This window comes from Shimia sp. MIT1388 (assembly GCF_047124445.1).
Classification (GTDB): domain Bacteria; phylum Pseudomonadota; class Alphaproteobacteria; order Rhodobacterales; family Rhodobacteraceae; genus Shimia.
Genome location: NZ_CP138921.1, coordinates 27,296 through 47,666 on the forward strand (window position 1 = coordinate 27,296; position 20,371 = coordinate 47,666).

A 20,371-nucleotide genomic window follows, 5' to 3' on the forward strand; every position below is an offset into this window, starting at 1 on the left:
AGCTGGATTGGTGAACGCTTCCTCGGAAAATCACCGCTTGAAATATTGGGAAGCTAAGGCTGTGACAACGGACAAACCTGTCGGAGGTCACAGCCTTGTAGATGCAAACGTCGGTATGGATCTCTATCAGTTAAATCCGACAATAAAGCTCTGTTCGACAACGGCGGTTGCGTGCTCCCGCAACCAAGTCGAATAAACTCAAAAAGCCCGTTCAGACTGCAATGGTCCCCCAGACCAATGGCTTTACGTCTTCACCTCGTTAGCCTCATTACCTGAAGGTCGCAGGTTCAAAGTAAGCGTTGCAACCAGTACTCACGAACAACAAGCCGCAGCAAGGCGGTCGTGTGCGTTCGTAAGCGTTGTAACTGCACATCGTATTGCAGTTTTCCAAGCATGGCATGTAACGCAAGAAAATTGGCGCGTAGCGCCAATAAAGAAGCAGGTGCCAAAGGCTTTCCGACCCCGCCTTCAATAAACGCGTCCGAGAGGCCGCGGAGGAAGAAGAACGTCGGTTCTACGAGGGGGGCGCGGGCGACGAGTGGCTCAAAGCGCTGGAACCCATTGGGACCAATGATCATAAGCCACATCTGGAAGATGCGCCTTGGCTTATTGTGGTGTTCGCACAGCGTTGGGGCCAGTTTGATGACGGAACGCGGTTCAAAAATTACTATGTCTCTGAAAGCACAGGAATTGCCTTTGGTTTTTTGCTTGCGGCCTGCGCCATGCTGGGTTGGTTACTTTGACACATACACCAAACCTAATGCGGTTTTTGAACAAGATGCTGGGGCGCCCGGAGAGCGAGAAGCCAATCATGATTGTTGCAGTTGGACACGCCTCAGAAGACGCGAAAGTTCCCGCCGTTGCCAAAATGAAGAAGCCGCTCGACGAAATCCTGACAGTCGCGGACTAAGAATTCTAGCCCCTTTGAAAATACCTGGATCGGCGGTCCTGAATGCGTTAGTCGCCGACTTCAGACCTGGACCGAGAAGGCAGGGATCGGGTTGATTTACATCCAGCCGGGGAGGCCGCAGCAGAACGCCTATGTCGAGCGCTACAACCGAACGGTTCGAACGGAGTGGCTGGGGCGATATCACTTCTACAGTATCGAGGAGGTGCAAGACCATGCCACGAGATGGCTCTGGACTTACAACAATGAAAGACCAAACATGGGCATCGGTGGGATGACCCTGATACAGAAACTGAAAGCAGCTTGGATACTACTGACAGGCCCCTCTGAAAATGGGGGGATTACCGCAGGACACGCTGGCGCAGTTTTCGACAATGGCAACTAAAGCAACATAGCGTAAATCGGGCTCCACTCAGCTGTCTCCGATGCAGCGAATTTCTGGTTTGGCAACACTGAACTGAAACGTGATCAATTGGGGGGAACTGTAGGACTGGTTCGTTCGCCAACAAGGAAGGGGGGGGGGCTTTCCAGGCGAACATGCCTTCGCCGAGTAAGTGCTTTGGCGTCTGCGAACACATTGGAAATAAGGGCGGAACGTGCTTTAAGATGGGCAAACAAGAGAGGATTGATCCTATCAATAAGCCCGGCTCCAAAACGCGACCAACAGCGCATCAAGGCGTGATTGAAAACACCCGTCGATGGCTTGACCAGATGGTTGTTGGTTTAAACCTTTGCCCATTTTCCTCGAGTGTCATAGCCCGAGACCAGGTTCGATATGCCGTGTGTGATGCCATCACCGATGCGCAGCTTAAGCAGTTCTTTGTGAATGAACTGCAGCTCTTGCTTGGGGCCAACGAAAATGAGGTTGCCACGAGCTTACTCATGTTTCCCCAGGGGCTTGATGAGTTCGGAGATTATCTCACCTTGCTCGATTGGTTCCAGCAGCTATTGGAGCAAGCAGACTTGATAGAGCACGTTCAACTCGCATCGTTTCATCCACAATATCAATTTGAGGGTGTAGCTGCGGACGATCTGAGCCACTTTACCAACCGCTCCCCCTATCCGACGATTCATCTGCTGCGCCAGGAGCAGATGACCAAAGTCCTCGCTCACGTTTCGGACCCCGAGAAAATATACTTGGACAACATAAAAACACTGGAAAACCTTGGCCGCCGACAGGTTGAAGAGCTTTGCCCGTGGGGAAAATAACCAGCTCACTTTGGCATGCCGCCGCGTCCGTTTTTGGTGTTTCGGATCCAGGGCCATTTGTGACAAGGCTCAGCGATTTCAAAAGCGAGAGGTCAGCACGTTCGACACATAACTCAGTTTGCGCCAAGTGCGCCAGTGGTGTCCAACTCTACGTTCCTGCGACCAGCCAAATAGAACGGACTGAAACGTCATGCGCCAAAGCCATTTCGCTTTGGCGCAACGCCGGAAATTAACCAGGTCTCCTTCACGTTCCTCCGATGGTGTCCTCGTTGCTGGTGAAAGGGGGTAAAATGAGGTCAATCCAACGTCTCGATGACAGATTGCGAGTTTGGGGTTTCACCATTCGCAATTCTGCATCGGGCAAAAGCTATTGACCAAACGAGGTGAAGTGCAAGGCTACTTCATTCGTCGGATTCCCATCCACGATCATGCTTTTTGAGGTGCCGCAGCTCAAGCTGAGCCGCCCGTTTGCACGCCCCGCCCGGCTGCAGAGTTCTCGGGGGGGCAACGCGTATTCCTCACATCTGAGCCATTCTCCAACGTCATTGGTGGAATGTTGGCGATGGCTGTCTTATCTTTCCTTTTTGGTGCTTGGGTTGTGATCAAAATCCCTCTCTTATCAAACCTGTCCAACCTATTCCGCTGGCGCTGACGTCAGGCAGGGATGGTCCCCCATACATGAGGTGAGGGCCTCAAAAAAATCTGTTGGGGCGTCTCCGCAAAAATGTGGGCATGAGCTTTGGGGGCGGATTAGACTCTTAAGAACGCCGCTGAATGCCTGTTTTTCTTGGCTGAAACGAGCGGTTCTCCGTGAGAGAATTAGACAAAAGGCGGTTTCTGTGGTCTACTTCAGGAGCCTGAAGGGGTTGCCTGTGCCTGCCGTATTATGAGGCAAGAGGCATTTTTTGATCTCCCCAGCAGGTAGATTTAATTTGTAGGTGAGGTACTTTTGATGAGAGTTTTCCTATTAGCAACATCTGCAGTGGCGCTGGTTTTGTCAGGGTGCGTTGAAGCATTGCCTCCAGCGGAAGGGGACCAAATCGTGCGAGTCCCGCACAGTGAAGTTTCCGATTACTCGAACAGTTCAAGGTCACCGGGCGGCAGTTCCGCTAGCTCGTCTTCAGGAAATTCAAACTCAGGATCTGGAAGCTCAAGCTCGGGATCGGGTAGCTCCAGCGGCTCAGGGTCAGGAGACAGCGGCTCGAGTGGCGGTAGCGACGACGATGATGAGGCAGACAGTTCCGGTGATGATGGCGGGTCTGACAATCCCGGCGGATGGACTGGTTAATGCCACAGTATGGCAAATTGGCCATTATGCGGAGAATGGTCCGGCTTGCGTTTACCATGAGTATGTCTGCAGCTGCCACCTTAGCTGTGGCGCAATCCGAACCAGACCGGCTGGCGGTCGTGATTGGCAATCAGGACTACGTTGGAATCGATGATTTGGCCAACGCCAAGCATGATGCGGAACGCTTCTCGGCAATGTTGCGGGACTTGGGCTTCACCGTATTTGACGGTTACAACGTTGACCGACAAGGCTTTGAAGACCTGCTGCGTGCGTCAATTCTGAATGTGACTGAGGGCGCGGAAATCGTCTTCTTCTATGCGGGTCATGGCATTCAGATTGGACGCCGCAACTATTTGCTGCCCACGGATGTTGCTTTTGACTCAGTTTATGACTTGCCTGTGGAATCCGTGACGCTGGACCGCGTGATCGAGCTTCTTTCGGCTCGCGGCAAAGTGCATGTGGCGATTATTGACGCCTGTCGCGACAATCCGTTTCCCGACAAGGTTTTGGCCGGAAACCTGGATGCCAGCCTTTTTGAGACCAAATCTGGGTTTGACGTTTTTCAAACGCCACTCAACTCTTTGGTCGCCTTTTCAACAGCTCCTGGCATGGTGGCCTATGATGGAAAGGGCAGCGAGAACAGCCCCTATACAGCGGCCATTGTGAATGCGGTGAGTGCCGCGCCAGAGCGCGATATTCTGTCGGTTTTTGCCCAAGTCCGCGAGGCGGTTTACAACGTGACTGAAGGCAAGCAGGTGCCGTGGGAGAGTTCCACTCTGGTGCAGCCTTTTCAATTTGGACGTTCCGCGAAAGCCACGGTGGCTGCGTCGGCCGAGAACACGGTCCCGGTGTCTGAAAGTGGCACTACAACGCGTCAGGTCGCGGCACCGGATTTTCCGTCAGAAGTGACCTTGTCGGTGGCCTATGATCGGCAAGTCGCCTTGGGGCCGGCCTTGGCGGCAGCGTTGGATCAATCCGAACTGCCGCCGATCACGGTGACCTCCGTGCCTGATCAAGGATTGGTTTCGGTGCGCGCAGATGGGGTGCTATATCGCCCAATCTTGGGCGAAAGGCGCGCAACAGAGCTCGCAGCAACATTGCGAGATGATTTTTCCATAACTGTGCAATCCAATGGAACTGAAATCCCGGTTACAGTTCTGTTGGAAATGGAGGTCAACGCTTGCGATCTGGCCGCGGGGGATGCGCTGGACCCTGGGAGTGTTGGATTTTATCGGCTGCCTAATGAAATTGAAGTGGCCTATGCGCTGGAGGCTTGTCAGGCTGCGGTGCAAGCCCACCCTGAAGAAGGGCGGTTTTCATATCAACTGGGGCGGGCGGAACAAGCGGCAGGGCAATTACGTGAGAGCTTTCAGAGCTTCCAAACGGCGGTCACGCAGGGCCATATACGCGCTTTGAACGGCACCGGTCGGTTTCTGATTTCAAAGCGCATCGACCATCAGACCACGGGCATTCCGCAAAACCCAGAGGGTGCGCTGGCGCTTTATGAAAAAGGCATTGAAGCGGGGGATCCTTTTGCCATGCACTCCAAAGGCCTGCATTTTCTGCGCAATGGAAAAAACGCGGCAGAGCGTGAGATGGGATTTGAGTTGTTGGACCGAGCAGCTGAGCTTGGCCATACATATTCGATGAACGAATTGGGCATCTATTTCCTTACAAAAGATACAGAGCATTTTTTGCCGGAACGAGGTTTGCGGTATCTGCAGGCCAGTGCCGCGCGCCAGGACATCTATGGCTACTACAACCTCGGATTTGTCGAGGCCAATGGCCTCAACGGACCCAAAGACCTTAATGCGGCTTACCAGTGGTATTTGAAGGCCAGCGAGGGGGGGCATCCGTTCGGCCCGTCTACCTTGGGGCGTATGATCCGCCGTGGCGAGGTGCCAGGGCAAGGCGACGCTGAAGCTCTTGTGTGGTATGATAAAGGCCTGTCCCGCGGCGATGGCTGGGGAGGTGTAAACGCGGCGCGTATGGTTCTGAAGGGCGAGGGCACCACAGTGGATGTGCCTGAGGCACTCATCCGTTTTGCCAAGGCGCGCCACCTTTCAAACAAGAAAGCGGCTGAGGCAGCCTTGGAAGGGTTGCAAGGACATTCGGCGATTGACGTGGCCAAAGCCACACAGTTGCTGCTGCGGGATATGGGAGCCGAAGTTGTCGTGGATGGTGCGATAGGTCCGGCGACACGACGTGTTCTTGCGGCCATGGCGGCCGAGGCAAACCTGCCCGCGCCCGCAGATGACCGGCTGTCGGAGTTGGAGACGGCTGCCAGAATTTACTGGGCAAAAAGCCCGACACGCCCGGATCTGTTTTAATTGGTGCCTGGGCGTTGGTTTAACTGAGGGCCTGGAACTCGACGCGACGGTTTTCGTCGGCGCGGGGATCATCAGAGTTGTACGGGAAGCGTTCGCCCATGCCCAAAGTTTCTAGGCGTGCAGGATCAATGCCACAGTTGTCCACGAGATGGCGTGCCACTTCTTCCGCGCGCAGGATGGAAAGGCGTTCGTTGTATGCTTCTGTGCCAGAAGTGTCGGTGTGTCCAACGATCCGCACCAAGTTGATGTTACTGCGCTGAAGCACTTGGCACATTTTCTCAAGCTTGGGCGCCTCCTCGCTGGACAGGGCCGCAGAGTCAAAACCAAATTTGATTTGCAAGTTGACCTGTAGCTCTGGATCCAGCTGGCCAAAGACCAGCGGGGCGTTGGGATCGCTTGCGGTCTGGATCACTTCTGCTCCGCTTTGGGTGCCACCTTCGGATGCGGCCTCGGCGGTTGTCTCGGTGGACACATCGACAGTATCGGACGCGTTGTTTGCGCTCTCTTCAACAGTGATCAGTTTCAGGCCGCGTGTAGCACCATTTCCGCTGGCTTCAGCCTCTTGGAAGACTTCGCGCTGACGTTCAAAAAGAGACATCAGCTCATCAACGCTGAGATCTTCTTGCGCCGATAAAGGGAATGAGATGCCGACGGTAAGCAGGGCTGCAGCAAAGAGTCTTGTTCGAATATTCGGCATGGGAGCCTCGATGAAAAAGGATTTTGTGCACCTATTATGCTAAGCTATACTGGCTTTGTTTTCAATTCAGCCTTTTTTGAAGTGCCAATTAAGACCACGCCCTCTCGCTCTGGAGCAGCGCCGTGATGCGGTCTGAAACCAGTGCAATCGCGTTGCCAGGGTGTTGACGAAGACCGCCATTGGGAGAGTTAAGTGAGTAAAGCCACGACAGTAATTCCCCGAATAATGCCCATGCAGCCGGTGTTTAGAGGTGCGGGGCTCACTCACGTTGGTGTGGTCCGAGAGAAAAACGAAGACTCCATTCTGACTGACCCGACCGGGGTTCTGTGGGCGGTTGCAGATGGCATGGGAGGCTATAGCTTTGGGGATGTGGCTTCGGACATGGTGATTGATGCCTTGTCGGAAGTGACCGATGACGGTTTGGCTGGACCCGGCTTGCAGGCTGCGCTGCGTGAAGCAAATGCGCGTATTTATAGTGAGGCGCAATTACGTGGCAGCATGGGATCGACAGTGGTCGCTTTGATGATCCAAAACGCTATTGCCACCATTGCATGGGTTGGAGATTGCCGAGCTTACCTGCAAAGAGCAGGGGCGTTGCGCCTATTAACCCATGATCACACAGTGGTGCAGGATATGGTTGACCGTGCCCTGATAGGGCAAGAGGAGACGCGCAATCATCCGGAGCGACACGTTGTGACCCGCGCCATAGGTCATATGGCGGAGGTGGAGGTGGACACGACTGCGGTGCCTTTGGTGCCTGACGATCGGCTGATGTTGTGTTCCGATGGGTTGACCGGATGTTTGAGCGATCAGGATATTGCTGAGCATATGGCGCGTGCAACCTCTCCGAAAATGCTGTGCACCACGCTCCTGACAGCTGCTTTGGAGGCCGGCGCCACAGATAATGTGTCTGTGGTTTCTGTTTTTGCTGAGAGGCAATAGGCAATGCGTGAAGGCACGTTGATTGGACCAATCATTATTGCCATTGGGCTGTTGGTGGCGGCCATTGCTTTTGCTGTTGTTGGGGCGGTGTTGGAAACGGCTGATGGCTCGGCTGAGCTCAGGATGTCACGCAGTGAAGCAGACATCGCGTCCCTGGAGCGCGAGGTGGGCGATCTAAAGAAATTGATGTCAGAATTGCAAGAAGAGCAGACGCGGCTCTCTGAGGAGCAAGCATTGGCGGTTGCCAGGAGTGGGGCGCCATTGTCGGGCCAACTCGAAGTGTCTGCCAGTGACATTACCGGCGGTGGCGATGAAAACTTTGGCCCAAGCATTGAGCGGATGACCGAAGTGGGAACTTTGGACAAGATGGCGTTCAACCAAGGTATCAGCCAACCCCGCAACCGCATCATGCTTGAAATCCTGGGTCACCCTCGGTCCAGCTATACTCAGGACTGTGCGCCTGTGACTCAGGAAAAGCTCAGGGCTTTGATGGAAACTCGGCAAGTGGGGCCGATTAAAGTGACGATGATCCGCCCCGCCTTGGCGTCGCTCGAGCGGATCATGACTAAATTGGAAGCGACAGAGCCGGAGGTGCACGCGGCTTTGGGCACGGCCGGAGCATTGTGTGCCCGTCTCGTGCGTGGGTCCAAACGGTCGGTTTCGAACCACAGTTGGGGCACCGCAATAGATTTGAAACTCGAAGGTCGGTTGGATGGGTTTGGCGACGGTGGCACACAGTTTGGCCTGATCCTGCTTGCGGAGTTGTTCAACGAAGAAGGTTGGTATTGGGGCGCGGCGTATAACCGAGAAGACTCGATGCATTTTGAAGTTGGCGTGGAGACTTTGCGGCGCTGGCAGGCCGAAGGGGATCTTTGATCCATGGCGCAAGCTGGGCCGGAAAACACAAACGCTGTGACCGTTTATCAGCATGCAGCGAGACCGGTTCTAGAATGGATTGACACGCTTGAACGTCGTGCACGGCAACCGATCGGGACCCTTGTCACCGAAGCCGAGAGAGAGTTGCAGCAGTTTGAGTCAAGGCTGGTTCGGGCGCAGGTGCAGGGGCAGTCCATCAAACCGGCGCGCTACGCGCTGGCCGTCTTGATGGATGGAAGGGTGCGCCAAACGCCTGGCATTGATCTTGGAGGATGGTCTGTTCTGGCGCATCGGCAACTGTTTGAAGGTCGAGATATGACCATTGTTCGGATCAGAGACTTTGCGGAAACTGCTACCCGCAGGGGCGGGGATTACGCCGAACTAGCGATTTTTTTGAATCAGACAATCGCGCTGTCGCAGGAGCGTAGACATGGGCATAAGGCCCCAGTTTCTAGAAGCTGGGGGTGGAGAATTACCGGATTTGCCGCGCTTCTGATTGCTGCACTGGTCGGCTACGCGGCGTTTTTCGAGTATAAATTCCAAAGAGACTTGCGTGCCGGATTTGACAACGAGGTTCTTTCCTTGGGATTGGATAGGCCGCAGGCGGGCGCCGAGTTGGTTGCACGGCTAGATCAGATGCAAGCGGCGTTGGCGCGTGTGCAAAAGGCGGCGGAACGTGCACCGCTGAAACGCAAGCTGAGATTGCCGGTATTGGACAGTGAAACCTACGCCCAGCGGGCCTATGCGGACGTGGTTGCGCGCCAAGTTCCTCCCGCGATTGCCGACTCCATTGAAACGATTGTGGCCACAGAAGGCAACGGTTTGGTGCTTTATGATGCGCTAAGGGCGTGGGGCATCCTGACTGGCGACGATGAGTGGCAAACCACTTGGTTGGCGGGCTGGCTGCGCGATCACGGTGCTGCACTCGGGGTGGAAGGGTTGTCTCGACATGTCGCGACTTTGGCCGGACCTATTGTGGGATTGGCACCCAGTGACGCGGTGTTGATGGATCAAGCCCGGGCGTTTGCCGCGGAAGTAACCGAACCGGACCGGGCGTGGCTGGAATTGAAGCGGGCGCCTGAAACTGCGGAACTCTCGGATTGGTACCCGGGGCAAGCCGTGCCCCTGCTTGAAGACGTAATGGTGCGGCGTTCAGGGCAACCGGTGACAGATCCAATCTCGGGGATCTATACTGCCGAAGGATGGTTGTATGCGCGCAACTTTGGGATTGGCGTGGCGGTGCAGAAGGCGCGGGTCATTGGTCAGACTGTCACGGAGAAGGCACTGACTCAGAACAATAAAACGCCGGACTTGCTTGCCAATCGGCTGCAGGAGGAAACCATCTCGGTTTGGCAAAATTGGCTTGCTGATTTGAGGGTCCGCCCGTTTTCGGACCGCGACGCGGCCATCATTGTGTCTGGCGCGCTTAGCCAGGCCGACAATCCTCTCAGTCAAGTGTTGCGCGCCGTTTTTGCCGAAGCAGGTGGCGGAGATCGTAGGCGTAGTCATGAGCAACAATTGGCGCTAGCCCGTATTTTTGGGCCAACCATTCAATATTTGGATCAGGGGCGGATGGTTGAGATGGCGCGGCTTTTTTCGTCTCTGAATGTTGCGTTGGGCGCGGCAGATAGCAGCCAAAGACAAGGCAATCAGCGCTTGATGTCCGTTCAGGATCGCGCGCGGTCAATTTCAGCGCTGAATGCTGCACCTGCGGTTGTTGCGCAACTGACCGAAGATGTGCTGGTGCAGTCTGGAATGCTGGATGCGTCGGATCAAGGCGGTAACGCGTTGACCCGCGCGTGGCAGCGCGATGTGTTTCCACTGTGCCAGCACACAATAAAGGGGCGCTATCCGTTTGGCGGGGGGGCGGATGCGACGCAGGCAGATGTGGTCGCTATGTTTGGTCCGCAAGGGGTGATGTCCGGTTTTTTGGCGGGGGTGGCCGGCCCCTATCTGGAGACCGGTCAGAGCCCTTGGCGTTGGAAGCCAGAGGCCCGGTTTGCCGGGGTAACGCCTGAGAGCGCGGCTTATTTAGAGCGTGCAGCAGTGATCTCTGAAGCGCTGTTTGACGACAGCGGCGCATTGCGGCAGCAGGTGACGCTGAGCGCACTGGCCGAACTGGGACAGACTTTGGTTGCGTTTGGGGGCGAGGCGCGGCCGGTGCGGGCGCAGGGAGAGCCTGTCACCCTGTCTTGGCCGGGGCCGCAGCCTGAGCTGGGCGTTGAGGTGAGTTTTCGCGAGAGCGCAGATGCTGCACGTTTGCAGCAACCCGGACCGTGGGGATTGTTACGTTTGGTGGACAGTGTTCGTCTGCGTCTGCGTGACGAGGGGCAGCGAGCGCTGCTTGATTTGCGCACGGAGTCAGGTCGGGTGTTTTTGAGCCTCGCGTTTGGTGACAAAATCAATTCGGTGTCGGCGCGGCGCGCGCTTCTGGAGTTTCCTTGTCCTTCCGCATTGTAGGGCCTGCTGCTGCACCACAAGGAAACCACTTCGGATTAGGACCAATTTCGCATATGATTGGACACAGACGAATTTTTATGAAGATCTTTTTGTGACTGCATTGACGAAGGGAGGCGCCTGATGGCGATCGACCGTATTGCTCGCTTGACCACTCCGTTGCCCGAGATTGAGGGGCAACCGGCGCTGATCTTTGGCAGATTGACTGGACAGGATTGTGTCAGCCGCTGTTTTCAATTTGACGTTCTCGCCTTTAGTACCAGTCCGGACATCGCATCAGACGATTTGTTGGGGTTGCCGGTCACCGTGGATGTGACCACCAACGAAGACGCTCCGGACATGAGACGCTATTTTCATGGTATTGTTGATCAGTTCCGATTTGAGGGGAACGATGACGATGCATTGTTTGCGTATCGTCTGATCTTGAGGCCGTTTTTGTGGATGCTGTCCAAAACGTCGGACAACCGTATTTTTCAGGAAAAAACCGCGGTGGAGATCATCGAGCAGATCCTTGGCGAATATGGCTTTGGTGATTATGAACTGCGCCTTTCCGGCAGTTACGAGACGCGGGAATACTGTGTTCAGTTTGGTGAAAGCGACCTGGATTTCCTGCAGAGGCTGATGGAGTTTGAAGGCATCTTCTATTTCTTCGAGTTCGAAGAAGGTGTGCATAAACTTATCTTTGCAGATGCAGACAGCGAAGTTGTCGATTGCCCAGAAGCACCGGAGTTGCGCTTTGAACCCAACGTAATGGCTGGTACCGAAGGCGTCGGTGTGATCAGCGCTTTTATGCGTGAAGACATGGTGGTCACCGCCACGCACGCCCTGAACGACTATAATTTCGAGACCCCTTCGACGGATTTGTTGTCGGCAGATAGTGTACCGCCTAAACACGCACAGGCCGACTATGAGCGCTACGACTATCCCGGCACCTACGAGGATGCTGGTGGTGGTGGCAATCGCTCCAAAGTCCGGCGGGCTGAAGATCAGGCGCTGCGCCATCAAATCTTTGCGCATTCCACCGCCAGTATGCCTTGCTCTGGTCATCGCTTTAAGCTGTTTGACCATGCCCGCGAAGCCGAGAACATTCCGTTTTTCATACTGGAGGCCGAATATCAGATTTGGGACGGTCAATATGTTGCGGGCGGTGAGATGGATCAGGACCGCGGTTTTGAAGCGCGGTATATACTGGTTCCATCTGACAATGAGTTCCGCCCAGCGCGCGTGACACCATGGCCGGTGATGAAAGGCCCGCAGACTGCGATTGTGGTGGGGCCTGCAGGCGAAGAAATCTACACCGACGAGTACTCACGGGTGAAGGTGCAGTTTTACTGGGACCGAGAAGGTACCCACGACGAGAATTCGACCTGCTTTATCCGGGTCAGTTCCGCTTGGGCGGGATCAGGTTGGGGGTTCATTCAAATCCCGCGCATTGGCCAAGAGGTTATTGTAGATTTTCTGGATGGTGATCCTGACAGGCCAATCATTACTGGGCGGGTTTATAATGCTGAACAAATGCCGCCCTATGCCTTGCCAGGCAACGCCACACAGTCCGGCTGGAAATCCAACACGTCATTGGGCGGTGGAGGCTGGAACGAGCTGCGTTTTGAAGACAAGGCCGGGGATGAAGAGGTCTATTTTCAGGCTCAAAAAGACCACAACGAATGGATCAAAAACAACGAGACTCGCAACGTCGACAATGATTTTGCAGAGACCGTAGGGCATGACGCCAAGCAGGATGTCGTCAACGATCGCGACGAGACTGTTGGCAACAACAAAACCACGAAGGTTGGTGTCGATCGCACTGTTAATATTGGTAACAACGACACGGAAACCGTTGGTGTGGATCGGAGCCTTTCGGTGGGGGCAAATGAGTCCATTTCGGTTGGGGTCAACTCGACGGAAACTATTGGGTCCAACCATACGCAGACCGTTGGCGCCAATCAGGCAGTGACGGTTGCCGTGGCCCGTGCCGACACTGTGGGGGCCGCTGAGGCTCGCACTGTGGGCGGGCCGCAAACCAATACAATTGGGGCGGCGCGATCAGTCTCTGTAGGGGCCACGCAAAGTCATAGTGTAGGGGCGACAGACAGCTGGGAAATCGGGGGTAATCAAACCGAGAAGATCGCCAAGACACAAGCAAGCGAGATTGGAAAAGATCAGGACGTCAAAATTGGCGAAAACATGGTGGAGGCGGTTGGTAAAGACAAGTCCGCGACCATTGGTGAAAACCTAAATGTCGAGGTGGGAAAGAACATATCTATTAAGGCTGGTGATGAGATCACGCTAACCTGTGGCAAGGCCAAATTCCAGCTCAAGAAAGATGGCACCATCGTACTGGAAGGCAAAGACATCAGTCTAAAAGGCAGCGGCAAGATCGTTGGCAAAGCCGGAGGCAACATGACCTTCAAAGGCAGCAAGATCGACCTCAACTAAAGAACTGCTCAAGAGGAACAGAACAACTCGCTGAGCGCCTTTTCAAGATCCTGAGGTGTGGTTTGGCCGAACCAAACCGACGGCACTGCAATAGGCGTTTCGGATGGGAAGGGTCTTGGCGCGGCCTGCAATGCTGCAAAGAGAGCTTCAACGTTGTCTTCGTGCCAAAGCGGTTCGATCACGGCTTCCGCCCATGCATTCGCAGAGGTTTGATCCGTCGCATTAAGGGCAATACAGGCCGCCACCGGGAAGGCGCGTTTGTGCGCATCCAGCGAGGGGACAATACAAATAAGAAGTGGCGCGGTGGGTGCAGTGATGGCGGCACGAATGCCACTTTCGGGCCAGAGCTCGGGGCGTCGGGCGGCCTGGCTGAGATTGGAGGTCAGGAAGTGGTCCAGAACGCCACGCACACCCGGAGAGAGACCGCGGGCGACAAAATCACCTGCACCTGGCACCTTGCCAAAGAAGCCTGTGGTGGACTGATAAGTGCGGGGCTGACCAGACATTATCAAAAGCTACGCGGGCAAGTGAAACCGGAGAAGAGTTTCAGATCAAACGGGTTCTCGACAGAGTTGGCACGCAGATCATAGCGCGCTGAAAACCCGCTTACGCCCAGTGACAGGCCGAAGACCTCGGGTAAGGCGGTTTTGGACAGGCGGCCTTTGCGCAATAGACGAAGCAATGCCCAGCTTCCGGTCTCCGAAGTGATCAACTCGGAAGAGCCGTCCACCGGCGCAAACGTCAGGGTAATCATATTGGTGCCATCCGGCCCTGGCCATGTCATGGGCATGGGGCGTGTTGCGGCGTTGAAATAACTGAGCACTTGGCCATCGATATTTAATGTCACGCGTGAAGCATTGCCGCTTAAGTCTTTGGGTTCCAATGCAAAGGCCACCACCGGACCAGTTCCTCCCGGGAACAAAGCATCACGCATGGAACGGGCATTTTCGAATGATTTCAGTATTTCCGCATCTAGGCCAAAATCGGCGCGCCACTGCCAAGGACGGATTGATGTGTCGATATAGGCGCCCAGGTTGTCGTTGGTGAATTTGTCTATCAACCCGCCGGGGCCAAAAAGGCGAGAAAAGTCGAGCGTATTCACGTCGATGGCGCTGGATTGGTCAAACGGATAGCGGCCCGCGGTCGCGGACCGACAGAAGGGCAAGACATCCGCGCGCCAACGTGCATTGAGCTGAGCTAAGACCGCGTCTCTGGTGACGCTGATGGCATCGCCTGCGATGCCGGCAAGCCATTGATCAATTGGGTCAGGCAGCGCGGCGGCTTCATTGGCAATTGCGCCGGTCAGCTGTGGCAAGCCGCCTCGGGCCAACAGCGCGGATTGTGGATCCGGACTGGCAGCGACAGTCTGCAATTCGTTGGACAGTGCGGTCAGAGCCGCCACGGCGTCATCCAGAGAGGGGGGCACGCCATCCACTTCTTGTACGGTGCCTCGAATGGGGGCGAAGTGGTCTGACACAGGGGTGCCTGGCGGCAGTTCCGGAGGGCCTCCGCTGCTGCTGGTGCCAACGCCGGACTTGCGAGCAATCCGGCTGGTCGATTTCACCAGCTTACCAATTTTTCCAAGTTTGGAGGCGGCTTTAAGGCCCGCCTTTTGGGCGGCTGCACCGCCGTCTCCCTCGGGCGCGATGTAAGCCAGATGGGTTTCCGCAACGACAGAAACGAGCAGACGTTTGAGGGCAGAGTCCACAGACGACAGATCTTTCAGGTTTGCGCGTGCTTGGTTGAGGTCGCTGATTGGAGTTAAGCGAATGTCGCGCAAGAAGCTGTCCCATTGCGCAATGTAGTCGTCGTAGTAAAGCTTCAGGATGTCTTTCTCTAGCGTATCGGCATTGGCCTCAGCACTTTCCGCGCAGCCACCCGCGAAGACCGCGCGATCCAGCAAGGCTTGCGCGGCCACTTCAGGCAACAAAGGCAGTACTCCTTCGTGAAAACCTTTGTAGGTGAAGGCCCCTGGCAAGCCCACCCGTAGGGTTTTCTCAGAGAGACGAGAGAAGACTTGAGTGCCTTTGGGTCCTGTTTGCTCCGCCGGTATCCAATCCGGCAGCCCTGCCAACGCCGGATCGCTGCGAAGTGCACGATAAGCGCGCACCGCTAAGGGAATGGTGCAAATGGACTCCAAGGCGGTGGCAATCAGTGCAGGGTCAGCTTCGATCTTGTTTTCCTCAACGGCCATCCGTTCCAGCGCAGCGAGCTGGTGATCTATGGATTCATCGGTTGGGAACGGATCAATTGGTGCAAAGTCGGGCAAGACTGTCTGCCACCAAATCCCAAGAAATTCGATGTCATAGGGCGCGCGGCCGGTGAGCATCTGGTAGCTTTTGAGACCACCTAACAAGAATTCAGGATCTCGGGAGTGGCGCCACATAGTGGCTTCCAGCATCGCGACCATGCGGGGTTCAAGGATATGTCTTAGAGTGTGATCATATGAAATGCGCTGCACTTGGGCGAGTTCGGGTTCAGCGGTTGGGCCGAGCACAGTTAGCGTGCTGGAGGGCACTTCAGTGGCAGCCAAAATCGTTTCGTTTGCGGCTTCAAGCGCGAGTTTCAAATCCAAAGGATCGGTGGGAGCTTGCCGTGCGGCTACATTTGAGAGCCGGGCCGAGAGGGCGGCTAACTGGCGTTCCTGATCGGTTAGTCCACTTTGGTAGCGCAGGAAAGAAAACAGAAAAAGTGTGCCCAGCAGAACGGTGATGAGCGCAGACCCTGCCAGTGAGCCTCGCCAAACCCATTTTCGGCGTTCTTCAGCGCGTGGATCAAACTGGCCCAAACCGGCCTCTGGGAAGATCAAGTCGGTGAGCATGTTGCGCAGAAAGAAAGAGCGTTTTTCGCCATGTGTGCGGCGTTCAGGTGGTGGCGGGGTCATGCCCAAAGAGCCCGCAATGCCCGCCAACATTTGATCAACCGGGGAGCCTTCCTGTGTGGCTGACGTGAAATAAAATCCTCGAAGCCAGGGACTTTCTTCGTAGCGGCTCTCACCAAATACCGCTTCAATGAGAATCTTTAGCGGATGGATGATCTGTTCCATCTGAGTGGGAAAGCGGAAGACCTCTGCGCGGCTCGACAGAGGGAGGTCGTCTGACATGCGCGACAGCAGGCGTTCTTCCAGAGCTTCTTGCAGCACAGACGACTCACGTTCGACCGTCAGCGTGTCGACCCGCTCCGTGGTGCCTAACGTGGCGCCCCAGACTTGTTCGCGCTCTCGCGAGTTGAGATCGCCAAAATAGCTTTCAAAGCCTTGCACCAGATCGGTCTTGGTAATCATCAGATAGACGGGCAGGTTCATGCCCAATTCGTCACGTAGCTCCGAAAGCCGTTTGCGGATTTCGCGCCCATGTTCCCGGATCGAGGCATCGTCGCCAAATAGCTCCAACACCGACAGGGTCAGGATGACACCGTTGAGCGCCCGGCGACCGCGGTGCTTTTGCAGTAGGTTCAAAAAGCCTTTCCATTCTGCAGCATCAGCCTCTGGATCGGATTGTTGCTGCACATAACGTCCAGCTGTGTCGATCAACACAGCGTCTTCCGTGAAGAACCAGTCACAATTGCGCGTACCGCCAATGCCTTTGAGATCGTCAGACAGGTCGATCGGGAAGTGCAGGCCGGATTGGCGGAGTGCCGTGGTTTTGCCGGTGCCGGGCGGTCCGATGATGAGATACCAAGGCATGTCGCGCAGGAACTTGCGCCCCCCAAGTTTGGAGCGTTTGAGCTGTTCCAAAATACCCTGAAACTTGTCCTGCACCTCGGCAATGTTCTCTTCACCTGGCGCTGCGACGACCTCTGGAGCGGGAGCGGCGAGTTCAGCAACAAAGGCGCGGTTGGCGCGAGCGGCCCGTAGTTGACGGATCAGCATTGAGACCAGCCATAGTATAATAATTACCCCAATCACAATCAGACGGGTGACGTCAGAGGCGAGGGGCGCACTTTCGCCAAAGCTGATCAAGGGGCCATAGAACCAAATAAGCGCACAGAGCAGCACGATGCCAATTAGGGTCCACAGAGTGCGGGAAAACAGGATGCCCAAGACCTTTTTCAGAAATCCCATGCCGTCAAACCTTCTTTTGCAGGATGATTTCGACGCGCCGGTTGCGAGCGCGACCATCTCTGGTCGCATTGTCCGCAATTGGGTCAGCGGCGGCTTTGCCTTCAGAGGAAAGCAATGTCTCAGGGACACCCGCCGCGATCAGCATGTCTGCAATGGTTTTGGCGCGTGCCTCGCTTAACCCTTGGTTGGATTGGAACGGATTGCTGCGCTGCACCGGCACACTGTCCGTGTGGCCAACAACTCTCACTTGGCCAATGACTTCTTGATACTCTGTTATGACGCTGGCCACAGAGGTGATGAGATCGTTGTATTCCGCGTTCAGTTCCGCTTTGGCGGAGCGAAAAACCTCTGGATCGGTTGATTGTACAACAACCACGGCAATCGACACATCCTCGCGGCCGGTCAAAGCGCGTGCTGTGTCTTTGGGGGCGGCCTCCGCAAAGAGTGGCAGCAGTTCCAATAAGACTGGGTCTGCAGCCACAGGCAGCACAGGTTCTTCTACCGTTTCAATGATTGGCCGGAAGATGTCTGCCCGTTCGGGAGGTGGTAGGATAGAAGCGAGTGTATAGAGTTGTTCGCCTTTGGCGGAGAGACGCACACCAAGCCCGATATAGATCAGGGTAATCACCGCGATTGCAATCACCCCGATGGACCAAACCGGCACGACAAAACGTTTGGGTTCATCGGGGGCTTCCACACCATGCCAATGGGGTGCTAGCGGCGCGCCTTCTGCCTCGCGATCTTGCAGAAGGCGAGCCAGTTGGCTGCGCAATTGAGAGAGGGCTGCTTCGCCGCTGCCAGAAACGCGGTGCTTGCCGCGAAACCCCAAGGACAGGCAGAAAAAGACCAACTCCAGTAATTCCGGGTCGCGTTCGGGGTAACGCATCAGATCTTCGGTGAGGTCAAAGAACCGCTCGCCCGCGTCTACATTTCCGTAAAGCGCGGCCACCAAAGGGTTTTGCGGCCATCCTGAACTCACACCCCAGGGGGTGTTGAGTGCCACGTCGTCAAGGAGAGCAGAAACAAACCACGCTCCTTGATCGGCACGCGATAATGGCACACCAGCCGCAACGGCGTTGTCTCGCGCATACGTCAGATTGTCCTGTAAACGGGTTCGCAACATGTCTGGTGCTTCAGGTGCGGTGGCGCGTTCCAACTCTGGGGCAAGTCCCAAGAGCGGGGCATAGGCCTTCACAAATGGATTGTCGTTGGCCCGACTGTCTCGCAGACGCGCCTCTAGGCCTGGCGCGTTTTGAGCAGCCGGTCGCGGTGTGGGCTGGTCAGCCTGCTGGCTTCGGCGCACGGGGCGCACGCGGGTGCGCCCAGCGTCGTTTTCCAGTCCAAAGGGATCATCTCCATTCATAAGATCACCTGCTCACTGCGTAACAATCGATTTCAGGCTCTTTCTCCAATTGCCCAGCGACGCCCAATACAAAACCTGGAGCCTCCGTTAGCGCAGCAAAATGCTCTGACGTGCGGTCAAGTTCCAGGCAGAGACGCTCACCGTCATAGGGGATTTCGCGAGGTTGGCTGTTGAGTGGCTTGAGCGGGATACCGGTCAGTTTGGAGGTCCAGAGTTTGTCAAAGTCGTCGGCGGCCCCAACCGTGGCCTGATCCACAAAGATTTTGCGTAGTAATGCGTCCGAGATGCCGCCGCCAATGCGCAAGACAATGCGGTTTTTCTGCAATAGCGCCGGGTTGTCGATGCGTACTGTCCAGATGTTGTCGGAGTGACGGTTGACTTTTAGCGCGCGGGCCTTGGGTTCGACATGCTGCAGGCTCAACACAAAGGACCGTAGAGTTTCGGCCAGTTCAGTGAAAGCAAGTTGTGGGTCAAGGTGGTGGTAGGGCGCTACTTCGCCAAGGCGGCGTGACGAGGCGCCATAAGTGGCCAGCTGCCCCGCAATCCCCGAAAGTTCCAGGAAAAGCTGGGACGGGTGGATGTTGTTCTGCTCTGCCAAATGAGCGAGGCGCTGGCGGGCGCGATTGGAGGCTTCGAGGATGAGCAGGTTTTCCATCGAGGCGCCGGAGCCGCCAAGCACCATTGAGCCATGAGCTTCGCTCACCCGATCAAGACCCGTGACCAGTTCTTTGAGCAGTTGAGAATACCAGCCGACAGCCTCGATGCGAATGGCAGGTGCCAGAAACAAAGGGTCAAACGCAACGGCGCCTTCGGCAGTAAGACCGTCAATACGCGCCACGGGCAGTGCTGTGTATCCGGTGGTTTCTTCCCCCGGAAGGATCAGGCGTGGTGCGGTACGGGCCACTTCGATGTCAGACGGTTCCGCGCCATTGCGTACAGCGTCTCGGGTGGTGACCATCGTGCCACGCCAGCGCATGCCCGAGGGCTCAGAATGCGCCGGGTCCATGTCATTGGCGCCTGCAGCTTCGGCGGGCAAGGCAAGGTGCACAAGACCTGAGGCTGTATCGGCATCGACACGCACCGGCGCGATCTGGGTGGTGTGGTGTGGTGCAGACAGAAAAGTGCCATCGGGCAAGATGCCTTCAGCTTCCAAAAGCGCAATCTGCCCGGCTTCAGCTGCCACCGGATCCAATTGCAGGGCCACAAAACCTGCGGATTGCAGAGGAGCGGCATCTACAGCGCGCCGCACCAGCCATTCGGTGTGGCGGTCTTGCTGTTGAAAATGCTGGGTGCGTAGGAAAAGTCCTTCGGACCAGACAACTCTATTTCTGTCAGTCATTCACGGATCCTTTACACTGAAGTCAAAGATATGCCGCTTGGGCCAACATTGATCAGGACACCCTGTTTACCAGACGGAGCGTTGATTTTTGTCCGTACGGTTTTGCCCGCTGGATTGCGGAAGCCTCCGGTCACGCCAATCACAGATGTACCGGGCTGGATTGCGATAACTTTCTCGCCTCTCCCGCCCGGGGCGAGGGTGATCTGATCGGTGCGAAGCAGGTCCGCGCCAAGTGCGGCAGCCGGGTTTTGCAAAGCGAAGGCATCCGCGCTGTCAAAATTGCCGGAACTCGACATTTGCAGGATCGAAATGGTGACAGGGCGATCGCTGCCATCTGGGCCTGGATTCATTCCGGCTTGGGCTTGCGCCGCAACCGTGAGGGTGGCCGCGCCGCCGCCCATGCAGGCTGTCAGAACAAGTCCGGCAGAGCCGGTGATTAGAAAACTGCGTCTGGACAATGTCAT

Annotated in this window: 13 protein-coding genes and 2 pseudogenes; 8 read left to right on the plus strand and 7 right to left on the minus strand. The window is 55.9% G+C overall.

From position 1 onward, the window contains the following. Nucleotides 1–287: 287 nt before the first annotated feature. Nucleotides 288–578, minus strand: a complete 291-nt coding sequence (locus tag SIB92_RS00140; RefSeq protein WP_412555884.1) for a hypothetical protein — start codon at nucleotides 576–578, stop codon at nucleotides 288–290. Between SIB92_RS00140 and SIB92_RS00145 the strand changes: the two are divergent. The 4 genes and pseudogenes from SIB92_RS00145 to SIB92_RS00160 all read left to right on the plus strand — a co-directional run. Then, a pseudogene (locus SIB92_RS00145) lies at nucleotides 477–910 on the plus strand (nitroreductase family protein); the annotation flags it as partial. The gene SIB92_RS00140 and the pseudogene SIB92_RS00145 sit on opposite strands and share 102 nt — an antisense overlap. Before the next feature lie 34 nt (nucleotides 911–944). Then, nucleotides 945–1,211 (plus strand): annotated as a pseudogene (locus SIB92_RS00150) (integrase core domain-containing protein); the annotation flags it as partial. A gap of 302 nt (nucleotides 1,212–1,513) precedes the next feature. Then, entirely contained in the window at nucleotides 1,514–2,116 is a 603-nt protein-coding gene (locus SIB92_RS00155) for a DUF1415 domain-containing protein (protein ID WP_412553907.1), read from the plus strand. A 1,344-nt stretch (nucleotides 2,117–3,460) separates the two neighbouring features. After that, nucleotides 3,461–5,734: a caspase family protein gene (locus SIB92_RS00160; protein WP_412553908.1), complete on the plus strand. Its 2,274-nt coding sequence runs from the start codon at nucleotides 3,461–3,463 to the stop codon at nucleotides 5,732–5,734. A gap of 19 nt (nucleotides 5,735–5,753) precedes the next feature. On the opposite strand, the gene SIB92_RS00165 is transcribed toward SIB92_RS00160, so the two are convergent. Then, nucleotides 5,754–6,332 (minus strand): OmpA family protein, encoded by a 579-nt coding sequence (locus SIB92_RS00165; protein WP_412553909.1) that lies wholly within the window; start codon nucleotides 6,330–6,332, stop codon nucleotides 5,754–5,756. 291 nt (nucleotides 6,333–6,623) lie between these two features. On the opposite strand from SIB92_RS00165, the gene SIB92_RS00170 reads away from it, so the two are divergent. The 4 genes from SIB92_RS00170 to SIB92_RS00185 all read left to right on the plus strand — a co-directional run bounded on the left by SIB92_RS00170 (nucleotide 6,624) and on the right by SIB92_RS00185 (nucleotide 13,142). After that, a complete protein-coding gene (locus tag SIB92_RS00170) occupies nucleotides 6,624–7,373 on the plus strand; it encodes a PP2C family protein-serine/threonine phosphatase (RefSeq protein WP_412553910.1) in 750 nt (249 codons plus the stop codon). 3 nt (nucleotides 7,374–7,376) lie between these two features. Continuing rightward, a complete protein-coding gene (locus tag SIB92_RS00175; protein ID WP_412553911.1) occupies nucleotides 7,377–8,249 on the plus strand; it encodes a M15 family metallopeptidase in 873 nt (290 codons plus the stop codon). A gap of 3 nt (nucleotides 8,250–8,252) precedes the next feature. After that, entirely contained in the window at nucleotides 8,253–10,709 is a 2,457-nt protein-coding gene (locus SIB92_RS00180; RefSeq protein ID WP_412553912.1) for an ImcF-related family protein, read from the plus strand. A 120-nt stretch (nucleotides 10,710–10,829) separates the two neighbouring features. Next, nucleotides 10,830–13,142, plus strand: a complete 2,313-nt coding sequence (locus tag SIB92_RS00185) for a type VI secretion system Vgr family protein (RefSeq protein ID WP_412553913.1) — start codon at nucleotides 10,830–10,832, stop codon at nucleotides 13,140–13,142. An 8-nt stretch (nucleotides 13,143–13,150) separates the two neighbouring features. On the opposite strand, the gene tagF is transcribed toward SIB92_RS00185, so the two are convergent. The 5 genes from tagF to tssJ are packed head-to-tail and all read right to left on the minus strand — an operon-like array spanning nucleotide 13,151 to nucleotide 20,371. Then, nucleotides 13,151–13,648, minus strand: coding sequence for a type VI secretion system-associated protein TagF (gene tagF, locus SIB92_RS00190; RefSeq protein WP_412553914.1), 498 nt, complete (start codon nucleotides 13,646–13,648; stop codon nucleotides 13,151–13,153). A gap of 2 nt (nucleotides 13,649–13,650) precedes the next feature. Further along, on the minus strand, nucleotides 13,651–17,205 hold the full coding sequence (gene tssM, locus SIB92_RS00195; RefSeq protein WP_412553915.1) for a type VI secretion system membrane subunit TssM: 3,555 nt from the start codon (nucleotides 17,203–17,205) through the stop codon (nucleotides 13,651–13,653). A gap of 4 nt (nucleotides 17,206–17,209) precedes the next feature. Then, nucleotides 17,210–18,568 carry a type IVB secretion system protein IcmH/DotU gene (gene icmH, locus SIB92_RS00200; RefSeq protein ID WP_412553916.1) on the minus strand — a complete coding sequence of 453 codons (1,359 nt, stop codon included), beginning with the start codon at nucleotides 18,566–18,568 and terminating at the stop codon, nucleotides 17,210–17,212. Between the two features lie 4 nt (nucleotides 18,569–18,572). Beyond that, a complete protein-coding gene (tssK, locus tag SIB92_RS00205) occupies nucleotides 18,573–19,907 on the minus strand; it encodes a type VI secretion system baseplate subunit TssK (RefSeq protein ID WP_412553917.1) in 1,335 nt (444 codons plus the stop codon). 11 nt (nucleotides 19,908–19,918) lie between these two features. Beyond that, nucleotides 19,919–20,371, minus strand: coding sequence for a type VI secretion system lipoprotein TssJ (tssJ, locus tag SIB92_RS00210; protein WP_412553918.1), 453 nt, complete (start codon nucleotides 20,369–20,371; stop codon nucleotides 19,919–19,921).